This is a genomic window from Rhodoferax sp., from assembly GCF_010365055.1.
In the GTDB taxonomy this organism is placed as follows: Bacteria; Pseudomonadota; Gammaproteobacteria; order Burkholderiales; family Burkholderiaceae_C; genus Rhodoferax.
Map to the genome: position 1 here is coordinate 1 of NZ_JAAFHA010000063.1, position 23,532 is coordinate 23,532.

At 61.8% G+C, this 23,532-nt stretch carries 21 protein-coding genes and 2 pseudogenes; 20 read left to right on the forward strand and 3 right to left on the reverse strand.

Annotated features, from left to right (window positions below; genetic code table 11):
* The 19 genes and pseudogenes from GZ093_RS13875 to GZ093_RS13965 form a co-directional block, all read left to right on the forward strand.
* A partial coding sequence (locus GZ093_RS13875) for a hypothetical protein (RefSeq protein WP_296486841.1) occupies nt 1–193 on the forward strand: 193 nt, incomplete at its 5' end.
* Nucleotides 194–277: 84 nt separating this feature from the next.
* Nucleotides 278–652, forward strand: coding sequence for a hypothetical protein (locus tag GZ093_RS13880; RefSeq protein ID WP_296486843.1), 375 nt, complete (start codon nt 278–280; stop codon nt 650–652).
* A 190-nt stretch (nt 653–842) separates the two neighbouring features.
* Entirely contained in the window at nt 843–1,067 is a 225-nt protein-coding gene (locus tag GZ093_RS13885) for a hypothetical protein (protein WP_296486845.1), read from the forward strand.
* Nucleotides 1,068–1,172: 105 nt separating this feature from the next.
* On the forward strand, nt 1,173–2,423 hold the full coding sequence (locus tag GZ093_RS13890) for an AarF/ABC1/UbiB kinase family protein (protein WP_296486847.1): 1,251 nt from the start codon (nt 1,173–1,175) through the stop codon (nt 2,421–2,423).
* 76 nt (nt 2,424–2,499) lie between these two features.
* The gene (locus tag GZ093_RS13895; RefSeq protein WP_296486849.1) at nt 2,500–3,354 is read left to right on the forward strand and encodes an NAD(P)-dependent oxidoreductase; all 855 of its coding nucleotides are present in this window, start codon (nt 2,500–2,502) and stop codon (nt 3,352–3,354) included.
* A gap of 301 nt (nt 3,355–3,655) precedes the next feature.
* Nucleotides 3,656–4,159 (forward strand): Hsp20/alpha crystallin family protein, encoded by a 504-nt coding sequence (locus GZ093_RS13900; RefSeq protein WP_296486852.1) that lies wholly within the window; start codon nt 3,656–3,658, stop codon nt 4,157–4,159.
* Nucleotides 4,160–4,288: 129 nt separating this feature from the next.
* Entirely contained in the window at nt 4,289–4,546 is a 258-nt protein-coding gene (locus tag GZ093_RS13905) for an Hsp70 family protein (RefSeq protein WP_296486854.1), read from the forward strand.
* Nucleotides 4,536–5,174 (forward strand): Hsp70 family protein, encoded by a 639-nt coding sequence (locus GZ093_RS13910; RefSeq protein WP_296486856.1) that lies wholly within the window; start codon nt 4,536–4,538, stop codon nt 5,172–5,174. The genes GZ093_RS13905 and GZ093_RS13910 overlap by 11 nt, the downstream gene beginning before the upstream one ends.
* Entirely contained in the window at nt 5,171–7,606 is a 2,436-nt protein-coding gene (locus tag GZ093_RS13915; RefSeq protein WP_296486858.1) for an ATP-binding protein, read from the forward strand. The genes GZ093_RS13910 and GZ093_RS13915 overlap by 4 nt, the downstream gene beginning before the upstream one ends.
* A gap of 6 nt (nt 7,607–7,612) precedes the next feature.
* A pseudogene (locus tag GZ093_RS13920) lies at nt 7,613–7,699 on the forward strand (hypothetical protein); the annotation flags it as partial.
* A gap of 39 nt (nt 7,700–7,738) precedes the next feature.
* Nucleotides 7,739–8,591: pseudogene (locus GZ093_RS13925) on the forward strand (PHP domain-containing protein); the annotation flags it as partial.
* Nucleotides 8,592–8,704: 113 nt separating this feature from the next.
* Nucleotides 8,705–9,313 carry an isochorismatase family protein gene (locus GZ093_RS13930; RefSeq protein WP_296486859.1) on the forward strand — a complete coding sequence of 203 codons (609 nt, stop codon included), beginning with the start codon at nt 8,705–8,707 and terminating at the stop codon, nt 9,311–9,313.
* Entirely contained in the window at nt 9,310–10,653 is a 1,344-nt protein-coding gene (locus GZ093_RS13935) for a nicotinate phosphoribosyltransferase (RefSeq protein WP_296486860.1), read from the forward strand. Before GZ093_RS13930 ends, GZ093_RS13935 begins: the two co-directional genes overlap by 4 nt.
* Nucleotides 10,650–11,069: an archease gene (locus GZ093_RS13940; RefSeq protein WP_296486861.1), complete on the forward strand. Its 420-nt coding sequence runs from the start codon at nt 10,650–10,652 to the stop codon at nt 11,067–11,069. Before GZ093_RS13935 ends, GZ093_RS13940 begins: the two co-directional genes overlap by 4 nt.
* Nucleotides 11,069–12,499 carry an RtcB family protein gene (locus GZ093_RS13945; RefSeq protein WP_296486864.1) on the forward strand — a complete coding sequence of 477 codons (1,431 nt, stop codon included), beginning with the start codon at nt 11,069–11,071 and terminating at the stop codon, nt 12,497–12,499. The genes GZ093_RS13940 and GZ093_RS13945 overlap by 1 nt, the downstream gene beginning before the upstream one ends.
* 4 nt (nt 12,500–12,503) lie before the next feature.
* Nucleotides 12,504–13,625: a CapA family protein gene (locus GZ093_RS13950; RefSeq protein WP_296486865.1), complete on the forward strand. Its 1,122-nt coding sequence runs from the start codon at nt 12,504–12,506 to the stop codon at nt 13,623–13,625.
* Between the two features lie 84 nt (nt 13,626–13,709).
* Nucleotides 13,710–14,924, forward strand: coding sequence for a cyclopropane-fatty-acyl-phospholipid synthase family protein (locus tag GZ093_RS13955; RefSeq protein ID WP_296486867.1), 1,215 nt, complete (start codon nt 13,710–13,712; stop codon nt 14,922–14,924).
* Nucleotides 14,914–16,269, forward strand: coding sequence for an FAD-binding oxidoreductase (locus tag GZ093_RS13960; RefSeq protein WP_296486869.1), 1,356 nt, complete (start codon nt 14,914–14,916; stop codon nt 16,267–16,269). Before GZ093_RS13955 ends, GZ093_RS13960 begins: the two co-directional genes overlap by 11 nt.
* Before the next feature lie 131 nt (nt 16,270–16,400).
* Nucleotides 16,401–16,901, forward strand: a complete 501-nt coding sequence (locus GZ093_RS13965; RefSeq protein WP_296486870.1) for a hypothetical protein — start codon at nt 16,401–16,403, stop codon at nt 16,899–16,901.
* A 96-nt stretch (nt 16,902–16,997) separates the two neighbouring features.
* Here GZ093_RS13965 and priA read toward each other — a convergent pair whose 3' ends face one another.
* From priA to GZ093_RS13980, 3 genes are all read right to left on the reverse strand, one after another.
* Nucleotides 16,998–19,199 carry a primosomal protein N' gene (priA, locus tag GZ093_RS13970; RefSeq protein WP_296486871.1) on the reverse strand — a complete coding sequence of 734 codons (2,202 nt, stop codon included), beginning with the start codon at nt 19,197–19,199 and terminating at the stop codon, nt 16,998–17,000.
* Between the two features lie 385 nt (nt 19,200–19,584).
* The gene (gene hemE / locus GZ093_RS13975; RefSeq protein WP_296486873.1) at nt 19,585–20,694 is read right to left on the reverse strand and encodes a uroporphyrinogen decarboxylase; all 1,110 of its coding nucleotides are present in this window, start codon (nt 20,692–20,694) and stop codon (nt 19,585–19,587) included.
* 83 nt (nt 20,695–20,777) lie between these two features.
* Nucleotides 20,778–21,971, reverse strand: coding sequence for a carbonic anhydrase family protein (locus GZ093_RS13980; RefSeq protein WP_296486874.1), 1,194 nt, complete (start codon nt 21,969–21,971; stop codon nt 20,778–20,780).
* A 90-nt stretch (nt 21,972–22,061) separates the two neighbouring features.
* Here GZ093_RS13980 and ruvB point away from each other — a divergent pair, with 90 nt between their 5' ends.
* The gene (gene ruvB / locus GZ093_RS13985; RefSeq protein WP_296486876.1) at nt 22,062–23,126 is read left to right on the forward strand and encodes a Holliday junction branch migration DNA helicase RuvB; all 1,065 of its coding nucleotides are present in this window, start codon (nt 22,062–22,064) and stop codon (nt 23,124–23,126) included.
* Nucleotides 23,127–23,532: the final 406 nt, after the last annotated feature.

Here is a 23,532-nt window from a genome sequence, read left to right on the forward strand (position 1 = left end):
GGCGGGGAAAGCCGGCAGCGAGAGCGCAGCGAGGGAGGCCCTGATCGAGGATATCGTTCAGCGCAAGGGACCGTTGCTCACGATGCCTGCATGGGAAGGCGAGCCCCGTGTGAGCGCCCATATTGTGGATCTCTTTGCCTATCTGTCGGCGCGCGCCAACGGTACCCAGGGACCAGGTCGTCCAATTCCGTAGTTCGACACCGCGTTGTTTCCGTCATTTTGACGTGCATTCCTGCCATGCCAGCCGAATGGCCGCGACGAGCCGCTAGACTAGCTGATGACCTACGCTCCAGCGCTCTTTGTGTACGTCAAGATCCCAATCGTCGCAGCCCTCGTTGATCAGGTACGGCAGCGCGCGGACAAAATCGACCAAATTCTGAGGGAGACCGGGATCGGCTCGGTCATCGGCTGGGGTGATTCGTTGGGCGATAAGCAGCCTAACGGCTCTCGTGTCGTCGCCTTCCACAGAATCGACATTGAGGTCAATGACCTTCCCGCGGCGAGACTCGCATTGCAGGCGGCCCTTCCTCTCCTCGATGTGTCCAGGGGTGCCGAGATCCACTACACAATTGAAGGCAAGGCGCTCATGGACGTTTATTCAATATCTGGGTGGTTGGTTGAGCAGCCACTACCGGCTCCGCTCGGGCGCTAAAGTCACGAGGAGACGCGGCTGAGCCGTTCTTGGCAAGGGCATGTCCCGGCTGGCCAGGTCACGGGGCGCTAATAGAACGGTGAACTTCGGCAATCACACTGACTGAGTCTTGACTGAGCACCGTCGACGGCTTGATGTTGAACCTGTTCCCCCCGCTTATTGCCGCAGGGCCAGGTGATAGCAGCGCAGGATGAATGACGACAAGCGCAACGGTGCGTTGCGCACAGAGGCGGGCAACCATCGCGGCGAGTTCAGAGAAAAACGGGTCGACCATCGAATGACAGGGCGCATCCATTGGGTCGATTTCACAAAGCGTTGGTTGTTGATCATGGCCGTCAAGCGCTGTGCTTGCTTTCAAAGAATGTGGAGATTGTGGCGGCTCGCACAAGACCTTGCCGCCGCGGTGACAAAATGACCTTTGCACTTCACCCTGGTACCAAGAATTTTGCTCACTTCAGATAAATCATCGAGCGCGCCCGTCCCCCGTGGACGCCTGTCCCGGTTGGCGCGCCTGGGGAGCATGGCCACCGGGGTTGCAGGCGGCATGTTGATGGAGGGCGCCCGCCAACTGGCCCAGGGCAAACGCCCACGCCTGAGCGACCTGCTGCTGACACCCGCCAATGCCCGCCGGGTGACCCATCAACTGGCGCAATTGCGCGGTGCCGCCATGAAGGTGGGGCAAATGATCTCCATGGACGCCGGCGACATGTTGCCGCCGGAGCTGGCCGCCATTCTGGCGCGCCTGCGCTCAGACGCGCAGGCCATGCCCAGAAAGCAGGTTCAGGGCGTGCTCGATGACAACTGGGGCGCGCAGTGGAAGCAGCAATTTGACAAATTTTCTTTCACCCCGATCGCGGCGGCATCCATCGGTCAGGTCCACCGGGCCAAGACCAAGAGCGGCCACGATCTGGCCATCAAAATCCAATACCCGGGGGTCAGAGAGAGTATTGACAGCGACGTGAACAATGTGGCTTCTTTGCTGCGCATGTCGGGCTTGCTGCCCAACACGCTGAACATCAAACCGCTGCTCACCCAGGCCAAGCGTCAACTGCGCGAAGAAGCCGATTACCTGCGTGAAGCCGACTATTTGCAGCGCTACGCCAGCTTGCTGGCTGACGCGCCAGAGTTCCTGGTGCCCGAACTGCATGCCGAACTGACGACCCAAAGTGTGCTGGCCATGTCCTTCGTGGGCGGTATTCCGGTCGAATCGATGGTTGATGCACCGCAGGAAGAGCGCGACAGGATCGTCGCGCTGCTGGTGCGCCTGTTGTTTCGGGAGATTTTTGAGTTTCAGCTGGTTCAGACCGACCCTAATTTTGCAAATTACCGCTATGACACCGCGTCGCGGCAATTGATCCTGCTTGATTTTGGTGCCACCCGCCCCTACAAGGACACCATGGTCAGGGGCTACCGTCGACTGCTGACGGGCGCGGCGGCGGATGATCAGCAAGCGGTGCAAAAAGCGGCGCTGTCACTGGGCTACTTTGATGCCAGCACCCAGGAAAAGCATCAGGCCGCGGTGCTGGGCATGGTTGCCATCGCACTGGAGCCATTTCGTCTCGGGGGAGACTACGATTTTGGGGGATCTGACATTGGGCAGCGCCTGCATGCGGCCGGCATGGACTTGGCGCTGGGCCGGGATTTTTGGCACATACCACCGGTAGACACCCTGTTCTTGCATCGCAAGCTCGGTGGCATGTATTTGCTGGCAGCCCGACTGAAGGCACGGGTTGATGTACAGCGGATAGCTAAGGAATTTATTTCAAAATGACGGCTGGCGCCGATCCAGAGTTTGGCTGAGTCAGCGCCCTGTTCTCTCTTCCAGACATTTCTTCGAGGACCCACTTATGTCAACCATCGCTTTTCTCGGCACCGGCCTGCTCGGCGCCGCCTTCGCCCAGGCGGCCGCCCAACGTGGCGACACCGTCACTGCCTGGAACCGTTCACCCGCCAAAGTCCAGGCACTGGCACAGTTTGGCGTGATCGCCGCAGTCAGCCCGGCCGAGGCGGTGCGCAAAGCATCGCGCGTTCACCTCGTGCTCAAAGATGACGCGGTGGTGGACGAGGTGCTGGCGGCCGCGCGCGCCGGGCTGGCACCCGACGCCATCATCGTTGACCACAGCACCACGCTGCCACTGCTTACCAAGGCGCGAGCGGAACGGCTGCAGGCTGAAGGCGTGAACTACCTGCATTGCCCGGTTTTCATGGGCCCGCCAGCGGCACGCCAGGCGCAGGGCACGATGATGGTCGCTGGACCCAAGGCACTTTTTGAACGCGTGCAGGCTGAATTGACCAGAATGACGGGCCGACTGGAATACATGGGCGAGCGCGCAGACCTGGCCGCTGTCAACAAGCTGTTTGGCAACGCCATGATCCTCGGCGTTTCCGCATTGATGGCCGACATACTGACAATGGCGCAGGCGAGCGCGGTCAGCGGCGAAGACGCCGTCAGACTCCTGGGTTTTCTCGACGTGAACGCCATGGTCGCCGGGCGTGGGTTGAACATGGCCAAGGGCAACTTCGCGCCGAGTTTTGAGCTGACGATGGCGCGCAAGGACGTGCGGCTCATGCTGGAGACCGCGGGCGATCGACCCCTGGCCGTGCTACCCCTGGTGGCCAGCCGCATGGACCAGCTGATCGCGGCCGGGCACGGCTTTGATGACTGCTGCGTGCTTGGCATTGACGCGGTGCAGCGGCGCTAGCATTCCAGCCTGTTGCAAACGCTCGCCAGCTGGGACGGCGGGCGGGCTGCAGGATGGCGATTTTATATGCCAAATCAGCCTCTAGCCCGCATTCAATAAGCGCTATATGCTACTATTTTAATAGCTATGAAGGTCTGTTTTTTCAGCATGGCCGGCCTCATTGTGAAATATCAAGCCCCCGGTCATCCGTCGCACTAGAGTGGGTGCAGTCCGTTTCAGCGTTCTTCCAGATGAATCAAGCTGGATGGCGCCGGCCCATCGCGGCAGCGGATTGACTCAATCAGACGATCGGAGAAGACACATGCTGGACTCCCTGAAGAAAACCGGTGAAAAAATTGGGCACGAAATCAGTCGTGCCTGGGACAGTCTGTCTGAGGGCTGGCGCGAATTGCTCAGCCGCGGCAGCGAATCGCTGACCAAATTCACCCGCCACAAAGAAGAAACCCCAGCCGCAGGCAGCGCCCTCGCGACGTTTCCCAACTGGAGTCTGCTGGCCGGCGAACTGGAGGAAACGAGCAAGGACGTGCTGGTGCGCATCGAGTTGCCCGGCATGGACAAGGACGACTGCCAGATCACGATTGAAGGCAACACGCTCTATCTCAGCGGCGAAAAACGCTTTGAGCGCGAAACCAGTGACAGCACCTACCACGTCATGGAGCGCGCCTATGGCTCCTTCCAGCGCGCCATCCCGTTGCCGCGCAACGTGAACATCGACAAGGCCCAGGCCAGCTTCAAGAATGGCGTGCTGACGGTTCGCCTGCCCAAAGAAGGCAAAGACCAGACCAAGTCCATATCGGTGTCATGATTCAGGCGCCTGCGCCGTTTTTTTGCATGAAAACCATGCCGGCACACTCGCACCTATAGACGTTCTGACAAGGCTTTGGCACGGGGCAGCCAGCCTATGGAGTTGCAAGATATTGACAGGCAGTAAGACATGACGATCATCGGAATTGACCTCGGAACATCCAACTCTGCCGCTGCCGTGTTGCGCGGCGGTCGCCCGGTCATCATCCCCAGCGCCGAGGGCATGAGCATCGGTGGCAAGGCGTTTCCCAGCTATGTCGCCCTGACGGCGGATGGCCAGATGCTGGTCGGCGAGCCGGCCCGGCGCCAGGCGGCCGCCAACCCCGAAGGACATGCAGACCAACGTGACCATTCACGTCTTTCAGGGCGAACGCCCCATGGCCTCTGACAACACCAGCCTGGGTGAGTTCACGCTGGACGGCCTGCCGCCGGCGCCGCGCGGCGTGCCCAAGATCGAGGTGACCTTCGACGTCGACTCGAACGGCATCCTCAGCGTCTCGGCGTGCGATACGGCCAGCGGCAAGTCCCAGTCCATCAGCATCACGTCTTCCACCCGCCTGCCAGAGAGTGAAAAGAAGCGCATGGTCGAAGATGCCGAGCGCTATGCCGATGCCGACAAAAATCGCCGCGACGATGCGGAAAAGCTCAATGCCGCCGATGGCACCTGCTATGAAGCCGAGAAAATGCTGGCCAACTTCGCTGACAAACTCACCGACGAGTTGAAGAAGCGGCTCGAAGCCGCCTTGCGAGAGACCAAAGATGCGCTGCTCAAGAAGGATGTTGCCCAGGCCGCGGACCGTGCTGAAGGCCTGAAAAAGGTGCCGAAAGAGGCCGGCGCCACGCTCTACACCCAATCGGGGCAAGCCGAAAAGGGGGGGCCTTGTGCGGAGACTCGCTGGCAAGGCCCCTCGCCGCAGCCCCATGTAGGAGCCGCGGGCCCGCAAGCCAACCCCAGCGGCGATGGGCCCCGGGGCAAGGTCATGGATGCCGAGTACCGGGAAAACAAACCAAAATGACAAATCCCACGGTGCTGTTGCCCCCACGTGCGCTTGAAACCCGGCAGTTGCATCACGCGTGTGATCCGGCGCAATTTGGGTTCCAGACCACCGCGGAACTGGAGGCCTTAAGCGAGTTGATTGGCCAGACCCGCGCCACGGAGGCCGTGCGCTTCGGCGCGGGCATCCGGCGTGAGGGCTACAACATCTTTGTCCTGGGGCCAGCTGGCGTGGGCAAACGCAGCATGGTGGGCCAGTTCCTGGCCAAAAAGGCAAAGGCCGAGCCCAAGTCGTCCGACTGGTGCTACCTCAACAACTTCGCGCAGCCGCACAAGCCCCGGGCCATCCGGCTGCCATCGGACAAGGGCCAGGAATTGCAGCAGCAGATGGCGCAATTGGTTGACTACTTGCGCTCTGCCATTCCTGCCTTGTTTGAGAGTGATGAGTACCGGGCCAAGGCGGGGGCCATCCAGGATGAATTCACCAGGCGGCAAGAGAATGCTTTCAAGGAACTGGGCGAGGACGCTGTCAAGCAGCAGATCGTGCTGCTGCGCACACCGGGCGGGTTTGCGTTTGCCCCCACCCGCAACCAGGAAGTGATCACGCCCGACGAGTACGAAAAACTGCCGCAGGAGGAGAAAGACCGGATCAGGCAAGTGATCGCTGAGCTGCAGGAACGACTTGAGAAGATATTGAGCCATGTGCCCCAGTGGATGAAAGAGCGCGGCGAACAGATCAAGCAGCTTAACCGCGAGACCACGCGTGCGGTCGTCACGCATGTGATGGACGAACAGCGCGCCCGATTCTCGGATCTGCCTGAAATCCCGACCTACCTCGACCTCGTGCAGCAGGACATGATCGAGAACGCCGACGACTTTCGCAATGAGGAGGAATCGGCCAACCTCTCTGGCTTGATGGTGGTCACCCGCAAGACCTTTCATCGCTACCAGGTGAATGTGCTGGTCAGCAACGGTGCGCACGGCGGCGCCCCGATCGTGAGCGAGGACAACCCGACCTACAGCAACTTGATCGGTCGGGTCGAGCACATTGCCCAACTAGGCGCACTGGTGACGGACTTCACCCTGATCAAACCGGGCGCACTGCACCGCGCCAATGGCGGCTACCTGCTGCTCGACGTGCGCAAAGTGCTGATGCAGCCGTTTGCGTGGGACGCCCTGAAACGCGCCTTGCAGGCGCGCGAGATTCGCATCGAATCGCTGGGGCAGATGTACAGCCTGGTGAGCACCGTCTCGCTGGAGCCGGAGCCGATGGCGCTGGACGTCAAGATTGTGCTGTTTGGCGATCGCCTGTTTTACTACCTGCTGCAGCAGTACGACCCCGATTTTTCTGAACTGTTCAAGGTGGCGGCAGACTTCGAGGACCGCATTGAGCGCAGTGCCGAGACTCATCTGCTGTATGCCCGCTTGATCACCACGCTCTGCGCGAAAGAACAACTATTGCCGCTCGACAGCAGCGCCGTCGCGCGGGTGATTGAGCACAGCGCGCGGCTGGTCGGCGATGCGCAGCGCCTGTCTGCCCATATGCGAAGCATTGCGGATTTGCTGCAGGAGGCCGATTTCTGGGCGCGCGAGGCAGGACTTGCGGTGACGACCACCCATAACGTGCAAGAGGCGATCGACGCCCAGATTCATCGGCAGGATCGCCTGCGCACCCAGCTGCATGAAGCGATTCTGCGCGACACATTGCTGATCGACACGCAAGGCGCGGTGGTCAGCCAGATCAACGCTCTCTCGGTGCTCCAACTGGGGGACTTCGCCTTTGCCCAGCCGACCCGCATCACCGCCACGACGCGCCTGGGCCAGGGCGAGATGATCAACATCGAGCGCGAAGTCAAGCTCTCCGGCGCCATTCACTCCAAAGGGGTGCTGATCCTTTCCTCATTTCTCGCCGCCCGCTACGCACGCAATCAGCCTTTGTCTCTGACTGCCAGCCTGGTGTTTGAGCAGTCCTATGGCCAGGTCGAAGGCGACAGCGCGTCCTTGGCCGAACTGTGTGTGCTGCTGTCCAACCTGGCCAATGTGCCCTTGCTGCAATCGCTCGCTGTGACGGGTTCAGTCAATCAGTTGGGACAGGTGCAGGCGATTGGGGCCGTCAATGAAAAAATCGAGGGTTTTTTTGATATTTGCGCGGCACGTGGCTTGACCGGTGAGCAAGCCGTATTGATACCCGCCGCCAACGTCAAGCACTTGATGCTGCGCCGCGATGTGGTCGCGGCAGCAGAGAATGGGCAGTTCCACATCTACGCGGTTGATCATGTCGATCAGGCGATGGCGATTCTCACCGGGGTGCCGGCAGGAGACGCTGGGACGAACGGTCAGTACCCGATGGAGAGCATCAATCGCCGGGTGGCGGCGCGGGTGGCTGAGCTCAGCGCCTTGCGCCAGGCGTTTGCCCACCCGCCTGAAAAGAAGAAAATAAACCGGAGTCATTGAACTGCCGTGGCTGCGCAACGTGACGACTACGAGGTACTGGGTGTTGCCCGGGATGCAGACGCGAAGGCGATCAAGGATGCTTTTCGCGAGCTCGCCCTAAAATATCACCCGGACCGAAACAAGAAGGCCGACACCGAAGAGGCGGTTTACAAGGCCTTGGGCCTCCCCTTTATCGAACCGGAACTGCGCGAGGACCGAGGAGAAATCGAAGCGGCACGCAGCGGCACTCTGCCCCGGCTGCTGCAGCTGTCTGACCTGCGCGGCGACTTGCATGCCCACACCAAAGACAGCGATGGTGGCGACCCGATTGCGGCCATGGCCGAGGCCGCGCGCGCACGGTCTGCAGTACCTGGCGATCACGGACCATTCGAAACGCCTGGCATTGGCGCACGGTCTGGACGCGGACGGGCCCTCGCGGCAAATCGACCGCATCGATGAAATCAATGCCGGTCTGCGCGACTTTGTCTTGCTCAAAGGCGTCGAAGTGGGCATCCTGGAAGATGGCACACTCGACTTGCCGGATGCACTTCTGCGTCGCCTTGACCTCGTGGTGGGTGCCGTGCACAGTGGCTTCAATTTGACGCAGGACAAGCAGACGGATCGGCTGCTGCGGGCCATGGACAGCCCCTGTTTCAGCATTCTGGCGCATCCCACGGGACGACTGATCAACGAGCGGCAACCCTGTGACTTTGACCTGAGCCGCATCATCCGCAAGGCACGCGAGCGTGGCTGCTTTCTGGAACTCAACGCGCATCCGGCCCGGCTGGACTTGTGCGATGTCGCCTGCCAGATGGCCAAGAGCGAGGGCGTGCTCGTCAGCATCAACTCGGATGCGCACAGTCGCCTGCAGTTTGACAATTTGCGCTTCGGGGTCAGCCAGGCGCGGCGCGGCTGGCTGCAGGCCGGCAACGTGCTCAACACCCGGACGCTGAATCAGCTGCGCCCCTTGTTGGCTGCCACCATGGCTCGCGGCGTGGGCCAGTGACCGTGCTCTACGCTGACAATTCTCAATACACCTTTCCCGTACGTCGACTATCCTTTTTTTAGGGTAGTGGTGACGCTACAAAGTGGATCGCAATACTTTGAATTGGGGGCATCATGTCGAGTCATACGCACCCCATTTCACTGCAAGTCGGCGACGCACTGCTGATCGTTGACGTTCAGTCAGATTTCCTCGCCGGTGGCAGTCTAGCGGCGCCCCAGAGCGATGAGGTTATCCCTGTGCTCAACGGCTATCTGGCCGCGTTCCAGCAGGCCGGGTTACCGGTGCTGGCCACGCGCGACTGGCACCCGAGCGACCATTGTTCTTTTCGGCCACAAGGCGGTCCGTGGCCACCGCATTGCGTGGCAGGCAGTGCGGGGGCCAACTTTGCGTCAGGGCTCAAGCTGCCCGTTGATGTGATCGTCATTTCCAAGGCGACCGACCGGCAGCGTGATGCCTATTCCGGATTTGAAGACACCGAACTCGACCCTTTGTTGCGCAAAGCGGGGGTCAGTCGCCTCTTCATTGGCGGTCTGGCCACCGACTATTGCGTGCTCCATACGGTGCGTGACGCCTTGAAGCTCGGGTATCAAACGCTGTTACTGCAAGACGCCGTGCGAGCGGTGGATGTTCAGCCCGGTGATGGTGAACGCGCCGTTGCCGACATGCTGAAACAAGGTGCCAGGGCCGTGACCCTGAACCACATCGGGGCGATATCACCATGACTGAGCGCACCAGTCTCCTGCTCACCGATCTCTATGAGCTGACGATGCTGCAGGCCTACTTTGACCAAGGCATGAATGACACCGCGGTTTTCGAGTTCTTTGTGCGCAAGCTGCCGCCCGGGCGCAACTTCCTGATGGCGGCGGGGCTGGAGCAGGTACTGGATTTTCTGGAAGACCTGCGTTTCACCGCCGCGGAGCTGGAGTGGCTGGCCGGGTGCGGACGCTTCCACAGCCACTTCGTCGATTCGCTGCGGGATCTGCGCTTCATGGGGGATGTGCAGGCCATGCCAGAGGGGACGGTTTTCTTTGCTGACGAGCCGATTTTGCGTGTGGTCGCGCCCCTGCCACAGGCGCAGCTGGTGGAGACGCGCCTCATCAACCTGTTGCAGTTTCAGAGCCTCGTGGCCTCGAAGGCAGCGCGGGTACGCCTGGCGGCACCGGACAAATTGCTGGTGGACTTTGGCCTGCGTCGTGCCCATGGTGCCGAGGCGGGTTTGCTCTCGGCCCGGGCCAGCTACCTGGCCGGCTTCAACGGCACCTCTACCGTTTTGGCCGGCATGACCTGGGACATCCCACTTTACGGCACGATGGCCCACTCATTCATTCAGGCCCATGATGACGAAGTCGCTGCCTTCGAGCACTTCGCCCGCTCGCAGCCCAAGACATCCACGTTGCTCATCGACACCTATGACACGGAAGCAGCGGCGCGCAGCCTGCTGCCTTTGACGAAGAAGTTGGCGGGCCAAGGCATCACCATCCAGGCGGTACGCTTGGACAGTGGCGACTTGGGGGCGCATGCGCGCCAGGTGCGGCGCATCCTGGATGAGGGTGGTCTGCCCGGCATCCGCATTTTTGCCAGCGGCAACCTTGATGAATACCCGCTGGCCGAATTGATTGCAGCCGGCGCACCGATCGACGGTTTCGGCGTCGGTACCCGCATGAACACATCGGCAGATCGCCCCTATCTGGATTGCGCCTACAAGCTGCAGGAATATGCCGGACTGCCCCGGCGCAAGCAGTCCGAAGGCAAAGCCACCTGGCCCGGGCGCAAGCAGGTGTACCGCAGCTATGGGGCTGACGGCTGTATGGCGGGCGATAGGCTGACGACGGTTGACGATGCTGCGCCGGGTGAGCCGCTGCTGGTGCCGGTGATGTGGCAAGGGCGGCGGCTGGCCAATGTGCCCGGTCTCAACGCGGTGCGCGAGCATGCGCGCGCCGAAGCGGCCAGACTGCCGGCCTCCTTACGCGCGTTGACACCGGCCGCAGCACCTTACTGCGTGACCGTTGCGCCGCCGCTCAAGCAGCTGGCCGCAGAGGTTGACAGGCGGCTGCGAAAATGAGCGGCCACTGGGAACATTTTGAACATGGCGCAGACATCGGCGTGCGCGGCCTCGCCACGAGCAAGGCGGGCGCATTCGAGCAGGCCGCGCTGGCTTTGACAGCGGTCATCACCGAGCCCAGCCGCGTGGCCGCGCAGGACACCGTGGCGATCGACTGCGAGGCGGCCAACGATGAAATGCTGCTGGTCAGCTGGCTCAATGCGCTTGTCTTTGAGATGGCGGTGCGTCACATGCTGTTTGCGCGGTTTCACGTGGCCATCGACGGGCCGCACCTGCACGCTACCGCGGCGGGTGAATTGCTCTCGCGCGAACGGCACCAGCCGGCCGTGGAGGTCAAAGGCGCCACCTTCACCGCCCTGCGCGTAGCGCAGACGGACAGCGGTCTCTGGTTGGCGCAAACCGTGGTGGACGTGTGATGAACCGAAACAACCTGAAGGAATGCGGCCCCTGTCACTGGGAGCTGCCTGCCAGCGGCGCCATGCGGGTGCCCGTGGTGATTTATACCAGCGACGCCTTGCTGCGCGCCATGGACGACAAGGCACTGGAGCAGGCCGTGAACGTGGCAACGCTGCCCGGCATTGTGGGCGCTTCATACGTCATGCCGGATGCGCACTGGGGCTATGGCTTTCCGATTGGCGGCGTGGCGGCCTTCGACGCCGATGCCGGCGGCGTGGTATCCGCCGGAGGCGTTGGGTTTGATATCTCGTGCGGCGTGCGCTGCCTGCTGACCGGGCTGCGGCGCGAGCACATCCTGGCCGTGCAGCACGCGCTGGCGGATGCGCTGTACACGCAGATACCGGCCGGCCTGGGCAGCACCGGTGCCATCCGGCTGGGCGCCGCCCAGATGGACGCGATGTTGTCAGGCGGTGCCAAATGGGCGGTCGGGCGCGGCTGGGGGCTCGATGCTGACTTGGCGCGCATCGAAGAACACGGGCAGATGCTGCACGCCAAACCGGCCCTGGTGTCCGAACAAGCCAAGCGGCGCCAGCGTGACGAGATGGGCACACTGGGCAGCGGCAACCACTACCTCGAAGTGCAGGAGGTCACGCAGCTGTTTGATGACGCCATTGCCCAGAGCTACGGATTGGCATTGGGCGACGTGGTGGTGATGATCCACTGCGGTTCGCGCGGTCTGGGGCACCAGATCGGCACCGACTTCTTGAGCCGAATGGTGGCTCAAGCGCCGGGCCATGGTTTGAGCCTGCCGGACCGCGAGCTGGCCTGTGCTCCGATCCATTCGGAGCTCGGTCAGGAATACCTTGGCGCCATGCGCGCCGCCATCAACTGTGCGCTGGCCAACCGGCAGATCCTGACGCACCTGGTACGCGAGGTGTTCGCCCGGCTGCTGCCGGCGGCGCAAATGCCCCTGCTGTACGACGTGTCTCACAACACCTGCAAGCTGGAAGAACACCGCGTGAACGGGCACTTGCGCCAGCTTTACGTGCATCGCAAAGGCGCAACGCGGGCGTTTGGGCCGGACCACCCGGAACTGCCCGCGGCCCTGCGTGCGGCCGGGCAGCCGGTGCTGATTGGCGGCTCCATGGGCACCAGCTCCTATGTGCTGGCAGGCGCCGCCACCTCGGAGACGCGGGCATTCGCGTCGGCTTGCCATGGCGCTGGCCGGGCCATGAGCCGGCACGCGGCCACCAATATCTGGCAGGGCCGACAGGTAATAGACGAGTTGGCGGGGCGCGGCGTCCTGATTCGCAGCCCGTCCACGCGCGGCGTTGCCGAAGAGGCTCCGGGCGCGTACAAGGACGTGACGGCCGTGGTGGATGCCGCCCAGGCGGCCGGGCTGGCGCAAAAAGTCGCCCGTCTGACGCCGCTGATCTGCATCAAAGGCTAGACGCGTGCCAGCACAAGCCAGCGTGACGCTGCTGTTGACGGGCGATGTGATGACCGGCCGCGGTATCGACCAGATCTTGCGGCAACCCAGCCTACCCGTGCTCTACGAGTCCTACATCCAGGATGCGCGGGACTATGTGCGACTGGCCGAAGAAATTAACGGGCCCATACCCAGGCCTGTGTCGGCCGACTATGTCTGGGGCGACGCATTGACCGCCATAACGCAGGTCAACCCGAGCCTGCGCATCGTCAATCTGGAGACCTCCGTCACCACCGCCGCCGCTGCTTGGCCTGACAAGGGCATTCACTACCGCATGCACCCCGCCAATGTCGACTGCCTGACGGTTGCGCATATTGACTGCTGCGTGCTGGCCAATAACCACGTACTCGACTGGGGTCGCGCGGGCCTGAATGAGACGCTTCGGGTTTTGCGACAGGCCGGTCTGCACACCGCCGGTGCCGGCGCCGATGGCGATGAGGCCTGGGCGCCAGCGACGCTGCCGCTGCCCGGGGGCGCTCGCTTTCTGGTGTTCGCCTGCGGCACCAGCAGCAGTGGCATACCGGCCGGCTGGTCCGCCGCGCCCAAGCGTCCCGGCGTCGCGCTATTACCCGATCTGTCAGATGCCACGGCGTGTCTGCTTGCCGACGATGTGGCGCGCCGACGAACTGCCGGCGACCTGATTCTGGTCTCCATCCACTGGGGTGGCAACTGGGGACTTGAGGTGCCAGCGGCGCATCGTCACTTTGCGCATCGGTTGATTGATCTCGGCGCGGCCGACATCGTCCACGGCCACTCATCGCACCACCCGCTGCAAACGGAGGTTTACCGCCGCAAGTTGATACTTTATGGTTGCGGTGACCTGATCAACGACTACGAAAGCATTGGCCCGCACGGCAGTCTTCGCAGCGATGTCGGCTGCCTCTACTTCCCGACGCTGGCGCTGGCCGATGGGCGTTTGCTGCAGCTTGAGATCATTCCACTGCAGCTCAAGCGCTTCCGTCTGACCGAGGCAGACCCCTCTGCCCTGCGATGGCTCCACCAGATATTCAGCGTTGGCGATTGCCGCCTGGAGCCGCTTCAAAACGGACGAATGGCAAACGGTTGGTCACTGCGCTGGGTCGTTTGATTTTGCGCAAGCCTCGACGCCAACAAGCAGATTAAATCAAGTTCGCTGACATCAGGGCTGGCGTACCCAACCGGAGAACCCCGCATGCTTTTTCCCATGCAAAACATCGTCGACTCGCTGCAGGCCCGTACCGGAATGCCGTTTTCGATCGGGCTACCCGATGGCAGCCGCTACCGCGCAGGCCGGGGAGAGCCGGCATTCACGGTAATATTCCGCTCCGATGCCGCGCTGCTGCAGGCCTTCACGCGCGGGCAGATCGGTCTGCTGGAGTCCTATTTCGACCAGGGCGTCGACGTCGAGGGTGATTTCGGGGCGGCACTGGCGGCCGGCCTGCTCAGTGGCCTGGATATGCACGGCAAGGCCTTGATCACCATGGAAAACGGCATTCATGAGTTGCGTTATTCAAACCGCAGCCCGGCCCAGGCCAAGGCCAATGCCCGTGCTCACTATGGCCTGGGGGATGCGTTTTATCGGCTCTGGCTCGACGAGCCGCTGCTGATGTACACCTGCGGCTACTGGCCCGAGGGCACGCAGACGCTGGAGCAGGCCCAAGAACAAAAAATTGACCATGTCTGCCGCAAGATCAGGCTGACGCGCGGCGAGCGTTTTGTCGACATCGGCTGCGGCTTTGGCGGCTTCATGTTCCGCGCGTGGGACAGGCTGGGCGCGCTCGGCACCGGCGTCAACACCACGACCGAGCAGGTCGACTGGCTGCGCGGCGAAATCACGCGCCGTGGCCTGGACGACAAGCTTGCGGTGCACGACGCCGACTTCCGAGAGGTCGATGCCCAATATGACAAGGTGGTGTCGATTGGCGTGCTCGAACATGCCGGGCGTGACCAGTTGGCCGCGGTGATCCAGGCCCATGCCGACCTCCTGAAGTCCGGCGGGCTGGGCATGCTGCATTTCATTGGCCATGTCGGACCGCGTGAGACCGACCTGTTCATCCGCAAGCACGTCTTTCCCGGCGGCTGGATTCCCGGCTTGTCCGAGGTGATCATCGAGATGGAACGCTGCGGGCTGGAGGTACTCGACATTGAAAACCTGCGCCGTCACTACGCCTTGACATTGGACGAGTGGGCACGGCGTTTTGAGGCGCAATGGGAGGCCATCCGGGCGCTCGACCCGCAACGCTTTGACGAACGTTTTTACCGGGTCTGGCGCACTTATCTGGTGGGCTGCGCTGAAATGTTCCGCTCACCGGCTGGTTACACACACCTGTTCCAGATTGTCTTCAGCAAGGGCAACGTCACACCGACCAGCTATCCGATGAGCCGGGCGCACCTGTATGACACCTGAGAATTTGGCCCATGCCCGTCGCCGGGCCGAACTGCTGACCGCGATGCAACTCGGCGACGGGGGAACTGGTGTGCCGCTCGGTCTGGGCAAGCGCAGTTCCAACCTTTTTCGCGATCGCCACGAGGGCGCCAAGCGCAGGCTGGACCTGAGCGACTTTTGCCATGTGATCGACATCGACACGGAACACGGCTGGGTCGATGTTGAAGGCCTGACAAGTTATGAGGAACTGGTCGCGCAGACACTGCGCCACGGTGTCATGCCGGCGGTGGTGCCGCAGCTCAAGACCATCACCGTGGGCGGCGCGGTCGCGGGCGTCGGCATCGAGGCCACCTCGCACCGGCAGGGCCTCGTCCATGACACCCTGCTGGAGCTCGACGTGCTGCTGCCCGGCGGCGAGATGCTGCACTGCACACCCGACAACGCGCACCGCGACCTGTTCTTCGGTTTTCCCAATTCCTACGGCACGCTGGGCTATGCACTGCGCCTGCGCCTGCGCACCTTGCCGGTCAAGCCGTACGTCAGGGTGGAACATTTGCAGTATCAAGCGCCGCAAGCGTTCTTCAGCGACCTCGCCGCGCACTGCCAGGGCGATGCCGACTTTGTCGATGGCGTGGTGTTCGGCGCGCAGCAGCAAGTCATCAACCGCGCCAGTTTCGTCGATGCCGCGCCCTGGCTCAGTGACTACAGCTTTGAACAGATCTACTACCGCTCGCTAGCGGACAAGCCCCTCGATTACCTGACAGTGCAGGACTACATTTGGCGCTGGGACACCGACTGGTTCTGGTGTTCCAAGAACCTGCACGCGCAGCACCCGCTGGTGCGGCGCCTGCTCGGCAAAGACAGGCTCAATTCACGTTTTTATACCCGCGTCATGCGCTGGAACGCCCGCTGGGGCCTGACGCGCCGCCTGGCGCGCTGGCGCGGGCGCTTTACTGAATCCGTCATCCAGGACGTCGATATTCCGATCGCCGGTGCATCCGACTTCCTCGCCTTTCTGCTGCGCGAGATCGGCATCCTGCCGATCTGGATTTGTCCGGTACGTGGGCCTGCTCCTGATGCAAGTTTCACGTTGTTTCCCCTGGCACCCGACAGCCATTATGTGAACTTCGGATTCTGGGATGTGGTCGAAACGACCCGCGCCTACGAGCCCGGCCACTTCAACCGGCTGGTGGAGCGGGAAGTGATGCGGCTGGGCGGCATCAAATCACTCTACTCGGACAGCTACTTCACACCGGAAGAGTTTGCCCAAGCCTACGGGCTGTCGCACTATCAGGCGCTCAAGGCCAAGTACGACCCGGCCGGGCGCATGCTCGGGCTTTACGAGAAGTGCGTGCTGCGCGCGTGAGTCAAAACACCCAGCCCATTCAAAAATAATTGAATTATTTTAGAAATAGCCCTAAATAACCCCCTAAATCTGCCGTTAAGAAGTTACGAACACGGAGAAAAGCCCCAGACCTGATCTGTCGCCCACACAAAATGCAACTACCGCCCCTCGAACGAACCCCCAATCTTCGGCCTGCTGGCAATGAGGCGGTGTCAGTTGCGGCCGCCAGAGTCATGCCGGTGACGCCCGTGAATCCGCCAGATCAGGCTTCCATCACGCCGGTTGAACCAACGCCCAGTGTGATCAACCTGGTGAACCAGGCCCACAAACCCAGCACCGGCGAGGCGGTGTACAGCAGCGTGTCTGATCCGGGGCGGCGTGGTTCTGAGGCGGCCACCTCTGAAAAAGACTGGACCATTCATCGCCCGGTCGTTGAAAAGGTCGAAGACCCGCCGCCAGTGCCGATCTCCAAAGTATTGATGGACCACATCAAATCGCTGTGGATTGCCAGCGCCAGCGCGGTCCAGGTGCAGCAGCAGGTCAAGAGTCAGTTGGACACTTCGCAACCCAATCTGAACGCCACGCCCGGCACGCTGTCGAGTGAAGTGTTTACCTATTCGCCAAGCAAGATCAACAAGACGGGACAGGTCTAGTTCGGTCGGGTCAGCAGCGGGCCGTCAGCGCGCGCTGCATCGCCATTTAGCTCTTATTAAATGAGCTACCAAGGCATAAAAGACGGGGGCTACAGCCTAAATAGCCAAAGGATCAACGTCAATCGCCCAGCGCAGCAAACCGCGCCCGGCCGGCTGCTTGCGCGTGCTGTGCAGCACCAATTGCCAGGCCGCCAAAAAACGTTGTAGCGCCGCACGCGATGGGCTTTCAATCAGCATTTGCGCCCGTTCCACATTGGCCACGCGCTGGATGCTCATGGGCACCGCCGGGTAAAGCGTCAGTTGCGCCAGCAGTTGATCGGCGTTCTCCATGGCGCCAGCGGCGCTACTTGCCGCCGTCAAAAATCCTTGCGCGATTTCCTGGCTGCGCGCGTCGGCCCGCACCAGCGCCTGAAAACTGAAGGGGGGCATACCGGCCTGCTCGCGCTCCTTGAGCTGCTGCGCCGCAAACGTCGGGTAGTCGTGGCGCTTCAAGGACTCAAATAAGGGATGCTGCGGGTGAAAGGTTTGCAGCCACATTTCGCTCTGGCTGCTGATGTCGGCGTCACGCCCGGCGCGGCCGGCCGCTTGCATCAGCAGGCTGAACAAGCGCTCGGGCGCCCGGAAATCACTCGAAAACAAGGCGCCATCAGGGTTCACCGCCGCCACCAGCGTGATACGGCGAAAGTCATGCCCCTTGGCAATCATCTGCGTGCCCACCAGCACATCAACGTCACCGGCGTGCACGCGCCCCAGTTGGGATTCCAGCGCGCCTTTGAGTTTGGTGCTGTCGGCGTCAATGCGCAGGATGCGCACCGGCTCGCCCTCGGGCCATTGCGCACAAACCGAGTTGGGGCGGCGCACATCCAACAGCAGTTCGGCCAGGTGTTCTTCCAGCCGCTCGGTGCCGCGGCCCAGCGGGGCGATGTCGGGGTTGCCGCAAGCGGGACAAGCACGTGGCACGCGCTCGGCAAAACCACAGTGATGGCAGCGCAGCGTGCGGTCGATTTTGTGAAAGACCCGGTAGGCGCTGCAGTGCGGGCATTCGCTCTTCCAGTCGCAATCAAGGCAGTGCAGCACCGGGGCGTAGCCGCGCCGGTTCAGGAAGACCATGCTTTGTTCGCCACGGGCAATGCGCTCTGAAATGGCGGCCAGCAAGGGTGGCGCAATCACGCAGTGCTTGGGCTGGTGGTTCATGTCCACCCTGCGCACCAGCGGCAGACCGGCGCTGGCAGCGGCGAGATCGCTGGCCACAGGTTCTCGTTCGGCTTGAACCGCAGGCAGCGCGGGAGCGCTGCCGATGCGGCTGAGCATGTCCAAGCGCAGGTAGCGCCCGCCCTCGCTGGCCGGGCGACTGTGGTGCCAGCTTTCCAGCGACGGGGTCGCCGAGCCCAGCATGACCTTGGCCCCGTCCAGCCGAGCGCGGTACACCGCCAAGTCGCGCGCCGAGTAGCGGGCGCCCTCGCCGCTCTTGTAGCTGGGATCGTGCTCTTCGTCCACGATGATCAGCTTGAGCTGGGGTAGCGAGGCAAAGATGGCCATGCGCGTGCCCAATACGATGCGCGCGCTGCCGCTGTGCGCCGCCAGCCAGCTCTTCAAGCGCTGCGCCGGCGTCATGCCGCTGTGCATGGACACGACCGCACTGTCACCGTAGAGCGGCGCAAAACGGGCCACAAAACGCGCTTCCAGCTGCGGCGTGAGGTTGATCTCGGGCACCATCACCATCGCCTGGGCATCGGGCTCACGCGCGAGCAACTGTTCGACGCACTGCAAATAGACTTCGGTCTTGCCGCTGCCGGTGGCACCGAACAACAGAAATGGTCCTGAATTTATATTAAATTGGGCTATAGCCCCCGTCTGCTCTGGGCTAAGCGCTATCTTTTTTTCAGCGCTACTGGAAACGGGACCAACCGGGCCAGACGCTTTGGCCTGACGCTTGAGTCGACGGCCCCATTGCTGAGTGCTCAAGTCCCGCAGCTGCGGTGGCAAGGCCGCCAGCGCCACCTCGCCCACGGAGCGCTGGTAATAGTTGGCCGCAAATGTCACCAGCTGACGCCAACTGGCACTCAGCGGGGCAATGCCGTCCAGGACGCTGGCAATCGGACGCAATTTTTTCGGATCCAACGCGACCGCTGGGGGCTCACGGGGCGTATCCCAGACCACGCCCAACAGTTCGCGTTGACCCAGCGGCACACGCACCAATGTGCCGACGGTAAGTGGTAGCTCACTGACATAAGTCAAGGGACCGGCCACGGCACTGTGGACTGGCGTATGAACCAGAACCGCCAGTTGATGGGTCATGCCCGAACCCAACTTTGCACATCATGTTGATGTGAACTTGCGGAAACTGGCTTAAGCCCTTGATTCATAAGTGATTTGGCAGACATCCAGAATTTCTGTGGATAACTTTGTTGATAGATTGACCGGATGGGCTCCAAAGCCTTGCAAATCAAGGCTTTCATCAAATTGCCCACAAAACCGGCAAAAATTAAACTCGTTATAAATCAATGGCTTGTAATCGCTATTTGTTTAATAGCAAAGAACCACGAAGCACAGCATTACTTCTTTACATAAGCAAATTTATGTGCATAAGTTAAACAGCCGGAAGCCACATGCGCACTAAAAGGTGCTAGGCGTTCAGCGTCAAGCGACGACGAGGCTTGGCACCGACCCACTCAAGAGGCCCTCAGGCCCGCATCTTGCGCGAGTGTTCATGCACGGTTTGCACCAGGGCCGCCACATGCTCCGGAGGTGTGTGCTGACTAATGCCATGTCCCAGATTGAAAATATGCGTTGGCCCGGTGCCTTCACCCGCATAGGGCGTGCCAAAACTGTCGAGCACTTTGATGGCTTCAGCCGCAATTTGGGTCGGCGAAGCAAACAACACATTGGGGTCCAGGTTGCCTTGCAGCGCTTTGCTGTCGCCCACGAGGGCGCGGGCTTTGGCCAGATTGACGGTCCAGTCCAGGCCCAGCACGTCGCAGTCAAGCTGCCCCATTTCTTTAAGCCACGGCCCGCCGCCTTTGGTAAAGACGATGCGCGGAATGCGCGCCCCGGCGTGCTCGCGCTGGAGCTGTGCCAGCACCCGGGCCGTGTAGGCCAGGCTGAACTCCTGGAACGCGCCATCGGCCAGCACACCGCCCCAGCTGTCAAAAATCATCACGGCCTGGGCACCCGCTTCGATCTGCGCATTGAGGTACTGCGCCACCGAGTCGGCGTTGATCTGCAAAATCTTGTGCATCAGGTCCGGGCGGCTGTAGAGCATGGTCTTGACCAAGCGGTAATCGTCCGAGCCAGCACCCTCGACCATGTAGCAGCCCAGCGTCCAAGGGCTGCCCGAAAAACCAATCAACGGCACTTTGCCGTTGAGCGCCTTGCGAATCGAGGTGACGGCGTCAAAAACATAGCGCAGCTTGTCCATGTCAGGCACGGCCAGCTTGGCCACCGCCGCCTCGTCCTGCACCGGATGGGCAAATTTGGGGCCCTCACCCATCGCAAACGACAGTCCCAGGCCCATGGCGTCGGGTACGGTCAGGATGTCGCTGAACAAAATGGCGGCGTCAATCGGGAAGCGCTCTAACGGCTGCAGCGTGACTTCGGTGGCGTAGTCGGTGTTGGTGGCCAGACCCATGAAGCTGCCGGCCTTGGCTCGCGTGGCGCGGTATTCCGGCAAAAAGCGCCCGGCCTGGCGCATCATCCAGATCGGGGTGTAATCGGTCGCCTGGCGCAGGCAGGCGCGCAGGAAGGTGTCGTTCTTGAGAGGCGCGAAGGGGCTGGGCTGGATTGGTGTATTCATGACGTAATTGTCGCCTTTCTTTGGACGGCCCACGCCCGTTGAGCAGCACCGCTGCCTGCCGCAGTTGCGATGGCTGCGGTCTCCTACTGGGCGTCGCGCACCGCCCGCCCATGGAGCGCCTGCACCGGGCGCGCGTTGTGGGGGAACAGTTGTGTGAAAAGTCTGATCTGTGCCGGGCTCACCGTGCTGGGCTGTTTGACCACCAGCCACAGCACCCCTTCGGTGCACGGCGGCGTGGTGAGTGACCCCATGAACTGGTAGTAGCGCTGGTCTGTGGGCAGCAACTCATTCATTTCAATCAAACCAGCAGGCATGTGCACACGGTCATTGATGTCGAGCGGCATGTAGGTCCAGACCTTGTGAATCAGGGCATTGGCCGCGCCTGGTTGCAGCAGCACCGAGACCACCGCCAATTGGCCCTCGGCATTTTTGTGCACCAAATGCGCCACCATGGCAAAGCCCTGGTCGTTGACCTTCTCCTCTGAGGGTGCATGGAAGTGAAACTGCACCAGCTTATAGGTGGAGCCACGCACCGTCACGGCGTTGTCGCCAGCAACATCGACCTGGATCGTGTGCCCATTGTTCACCACGCTGGCACTGCTGGGCTGGTAATTGAATTGCAGGGGTTCGGCCGGGCCTTGCAGGGTCAGTGACTCATCAATGTTGATCGGCGACTGGCGCATCCCAATGGCACACAGATTGAACGCAGGCTTGAGCTGGCCCCAGGCCTGAGGCCCAGTCACGCCCTCATAACTCCAATGCACGTCATCATTGTGGCCGCCAAGGTGGGCATCACCCGTGACGGTGGACGCTTCGTGGCCAACCATAGCGGCGGCCTTGGCACGAATGGACTGGCGGCTGGCTTGCGGGCTGACGACCTTGCCGGCACGCTTGGGCGCGGCAGCAGGCACAACAGCGGACCTGACAGCTTCGGCCGCGGCTTGGTGCCCGGTGTCCGCGCTGTTCTGCGCGGCCTCAGCCGGTACAACGGGTTTCCCGGCAGGGATCGTGATGTATTTTTTTTCTTTGCCGTTGACCACCAGCGTCACGCGCTTGTTGGCGGCTGCTCCGCCGGCCACCGCCTCGCGCAGCTGCTCGCTCATGCTCTTGGCGGCCGGCGCGCTTGCCGCCGACTTTCTGACGGGCGCGGCATGGGTGCTGTCTACAGCGGCTGTGCCAGCGTCGGCGGCCCAGCCCGGATTGACAAGCCCCATGGCCATCGCCAGGGTTACCCATGTGAAACCGCGCGCAGCGGCCTGGAGGCGAATGGTGTGCATGTCTGCTTATCGACCAATTCACAGCTGCACTTGAGTTTGCGGGCCCTGCCGCACGCTATAGTCAAGCTCCCTTCAGCAGCCCCACCGACCGTGAGCATTCAAACCGACGATTTTGCCGCCCCGCCGCCCAAACGCATCGTGTCGGGCGCGCCCGCGTCTCCGAATGAGGAGGCCGTGGAGCGCGCCCTGCGGCCCAAGCTGCTCGACGAATACGTGGGGCAGGCCAAGGTGCGCGAACAGCTTCAGATTTTTATCAGCGCCGCCAAGATGCGCGACGAGGCGCTGGACCATGTGCTGCTGTTTGGTCCCCCTGGCCTGGGCAAAACAACGTTATCGCACATCATCGCGCATGAATTGGGCGTTAACCTGCGCCAAACCAGCGGACCGGTGCTGGAGAAACCCAAGGATCTGGCGGCGCTGCTGACCAACCTGGAAAAGAACGATGTGCTGTTCATCGACGAGATTCACCGCCTGAGCCCGGTGGTGGAAGAAATCTTGTACCCGGCGCTGGAAGACTACAAGATCGACATCATGATCGGCGAAGGCCCGGCGGCGCGCTCCATCAAACTCGACCTGCAACCCTTCACCTTGGTCGGCGCGACCACCCGCGCCGGCATGCTGACCAACCCGCTGCGCGACCGCTTTGGCATCGTGGCGCGGCTGGAGTTCTACAGCGCCGAGGAGTTGGCGCGCATCGTCACGCGCAGTGCCGGCCTGCTCAAAGTGCCGACCGATGAAAAGGGAGGTTTTGAGATTGCCCGGCGTTCCCGCGGCACACCGCGCATTGCCAACCGACTGCTGCGCCGCGTGCGCGATTACGCCGACGTGAAAGGCGCGGGCGAGATCACGCTCGACATCGCCCACCGCGCCTTGGTCATGCTCGACGTGGACCCGCAAGGCTTTGACCTGATGGACCGCAAGCTGCTGGAAGCGGTGATTCACCGCTTCGACGGCGGCCCGGTGGGCTTGGACAACATCGCCGCCAGCATTGGCGAAGAGCGTGAAACCATCGAAGACGTGATTGAGCCCTACCTGATCCAGCAAGGCTACCTGCAGCGCACGCCACGCGGGCGTATTGCCACGCTGGCGGCGTACCGGCACCTGGGTGTCACGCCGCCTGCAGCGCAGAGCGATGGGGATATGTTTGGGGTTTGAGGCGGCACTTGGCGTGGTTCACGCTGATCGCTGGGCCAGATAAGTCAGGATCGCCTTGCCGCGCGCTTTGCGATTCCTACAAGGCAGGTTGATGGATTTATGTGGCCGTCTGTCTGGAGAAGATTGCTATGCGTATCTTTCCATAACCGTCTTGACCTGCCCTTCACTCGAAATGGTGTTCAATTGAGCGGCGACTGACTCTTGAAGACACATTGCGGCCGCTCACCACTGGCAGCCATATAGCAGTTCAACTTTCAAGTTTTGGCGGCCTGCCAACTGTCATTCATATCTACCTGCAAAGTGCCCTTAACGTGAATGGCACTTACTTTGGCTTCCAGTCGTGGCCATGTTTCTTGATTTTCCGACGAGCGATGGCACGCGGAACCTTTAACCACGGGTAAGGTTT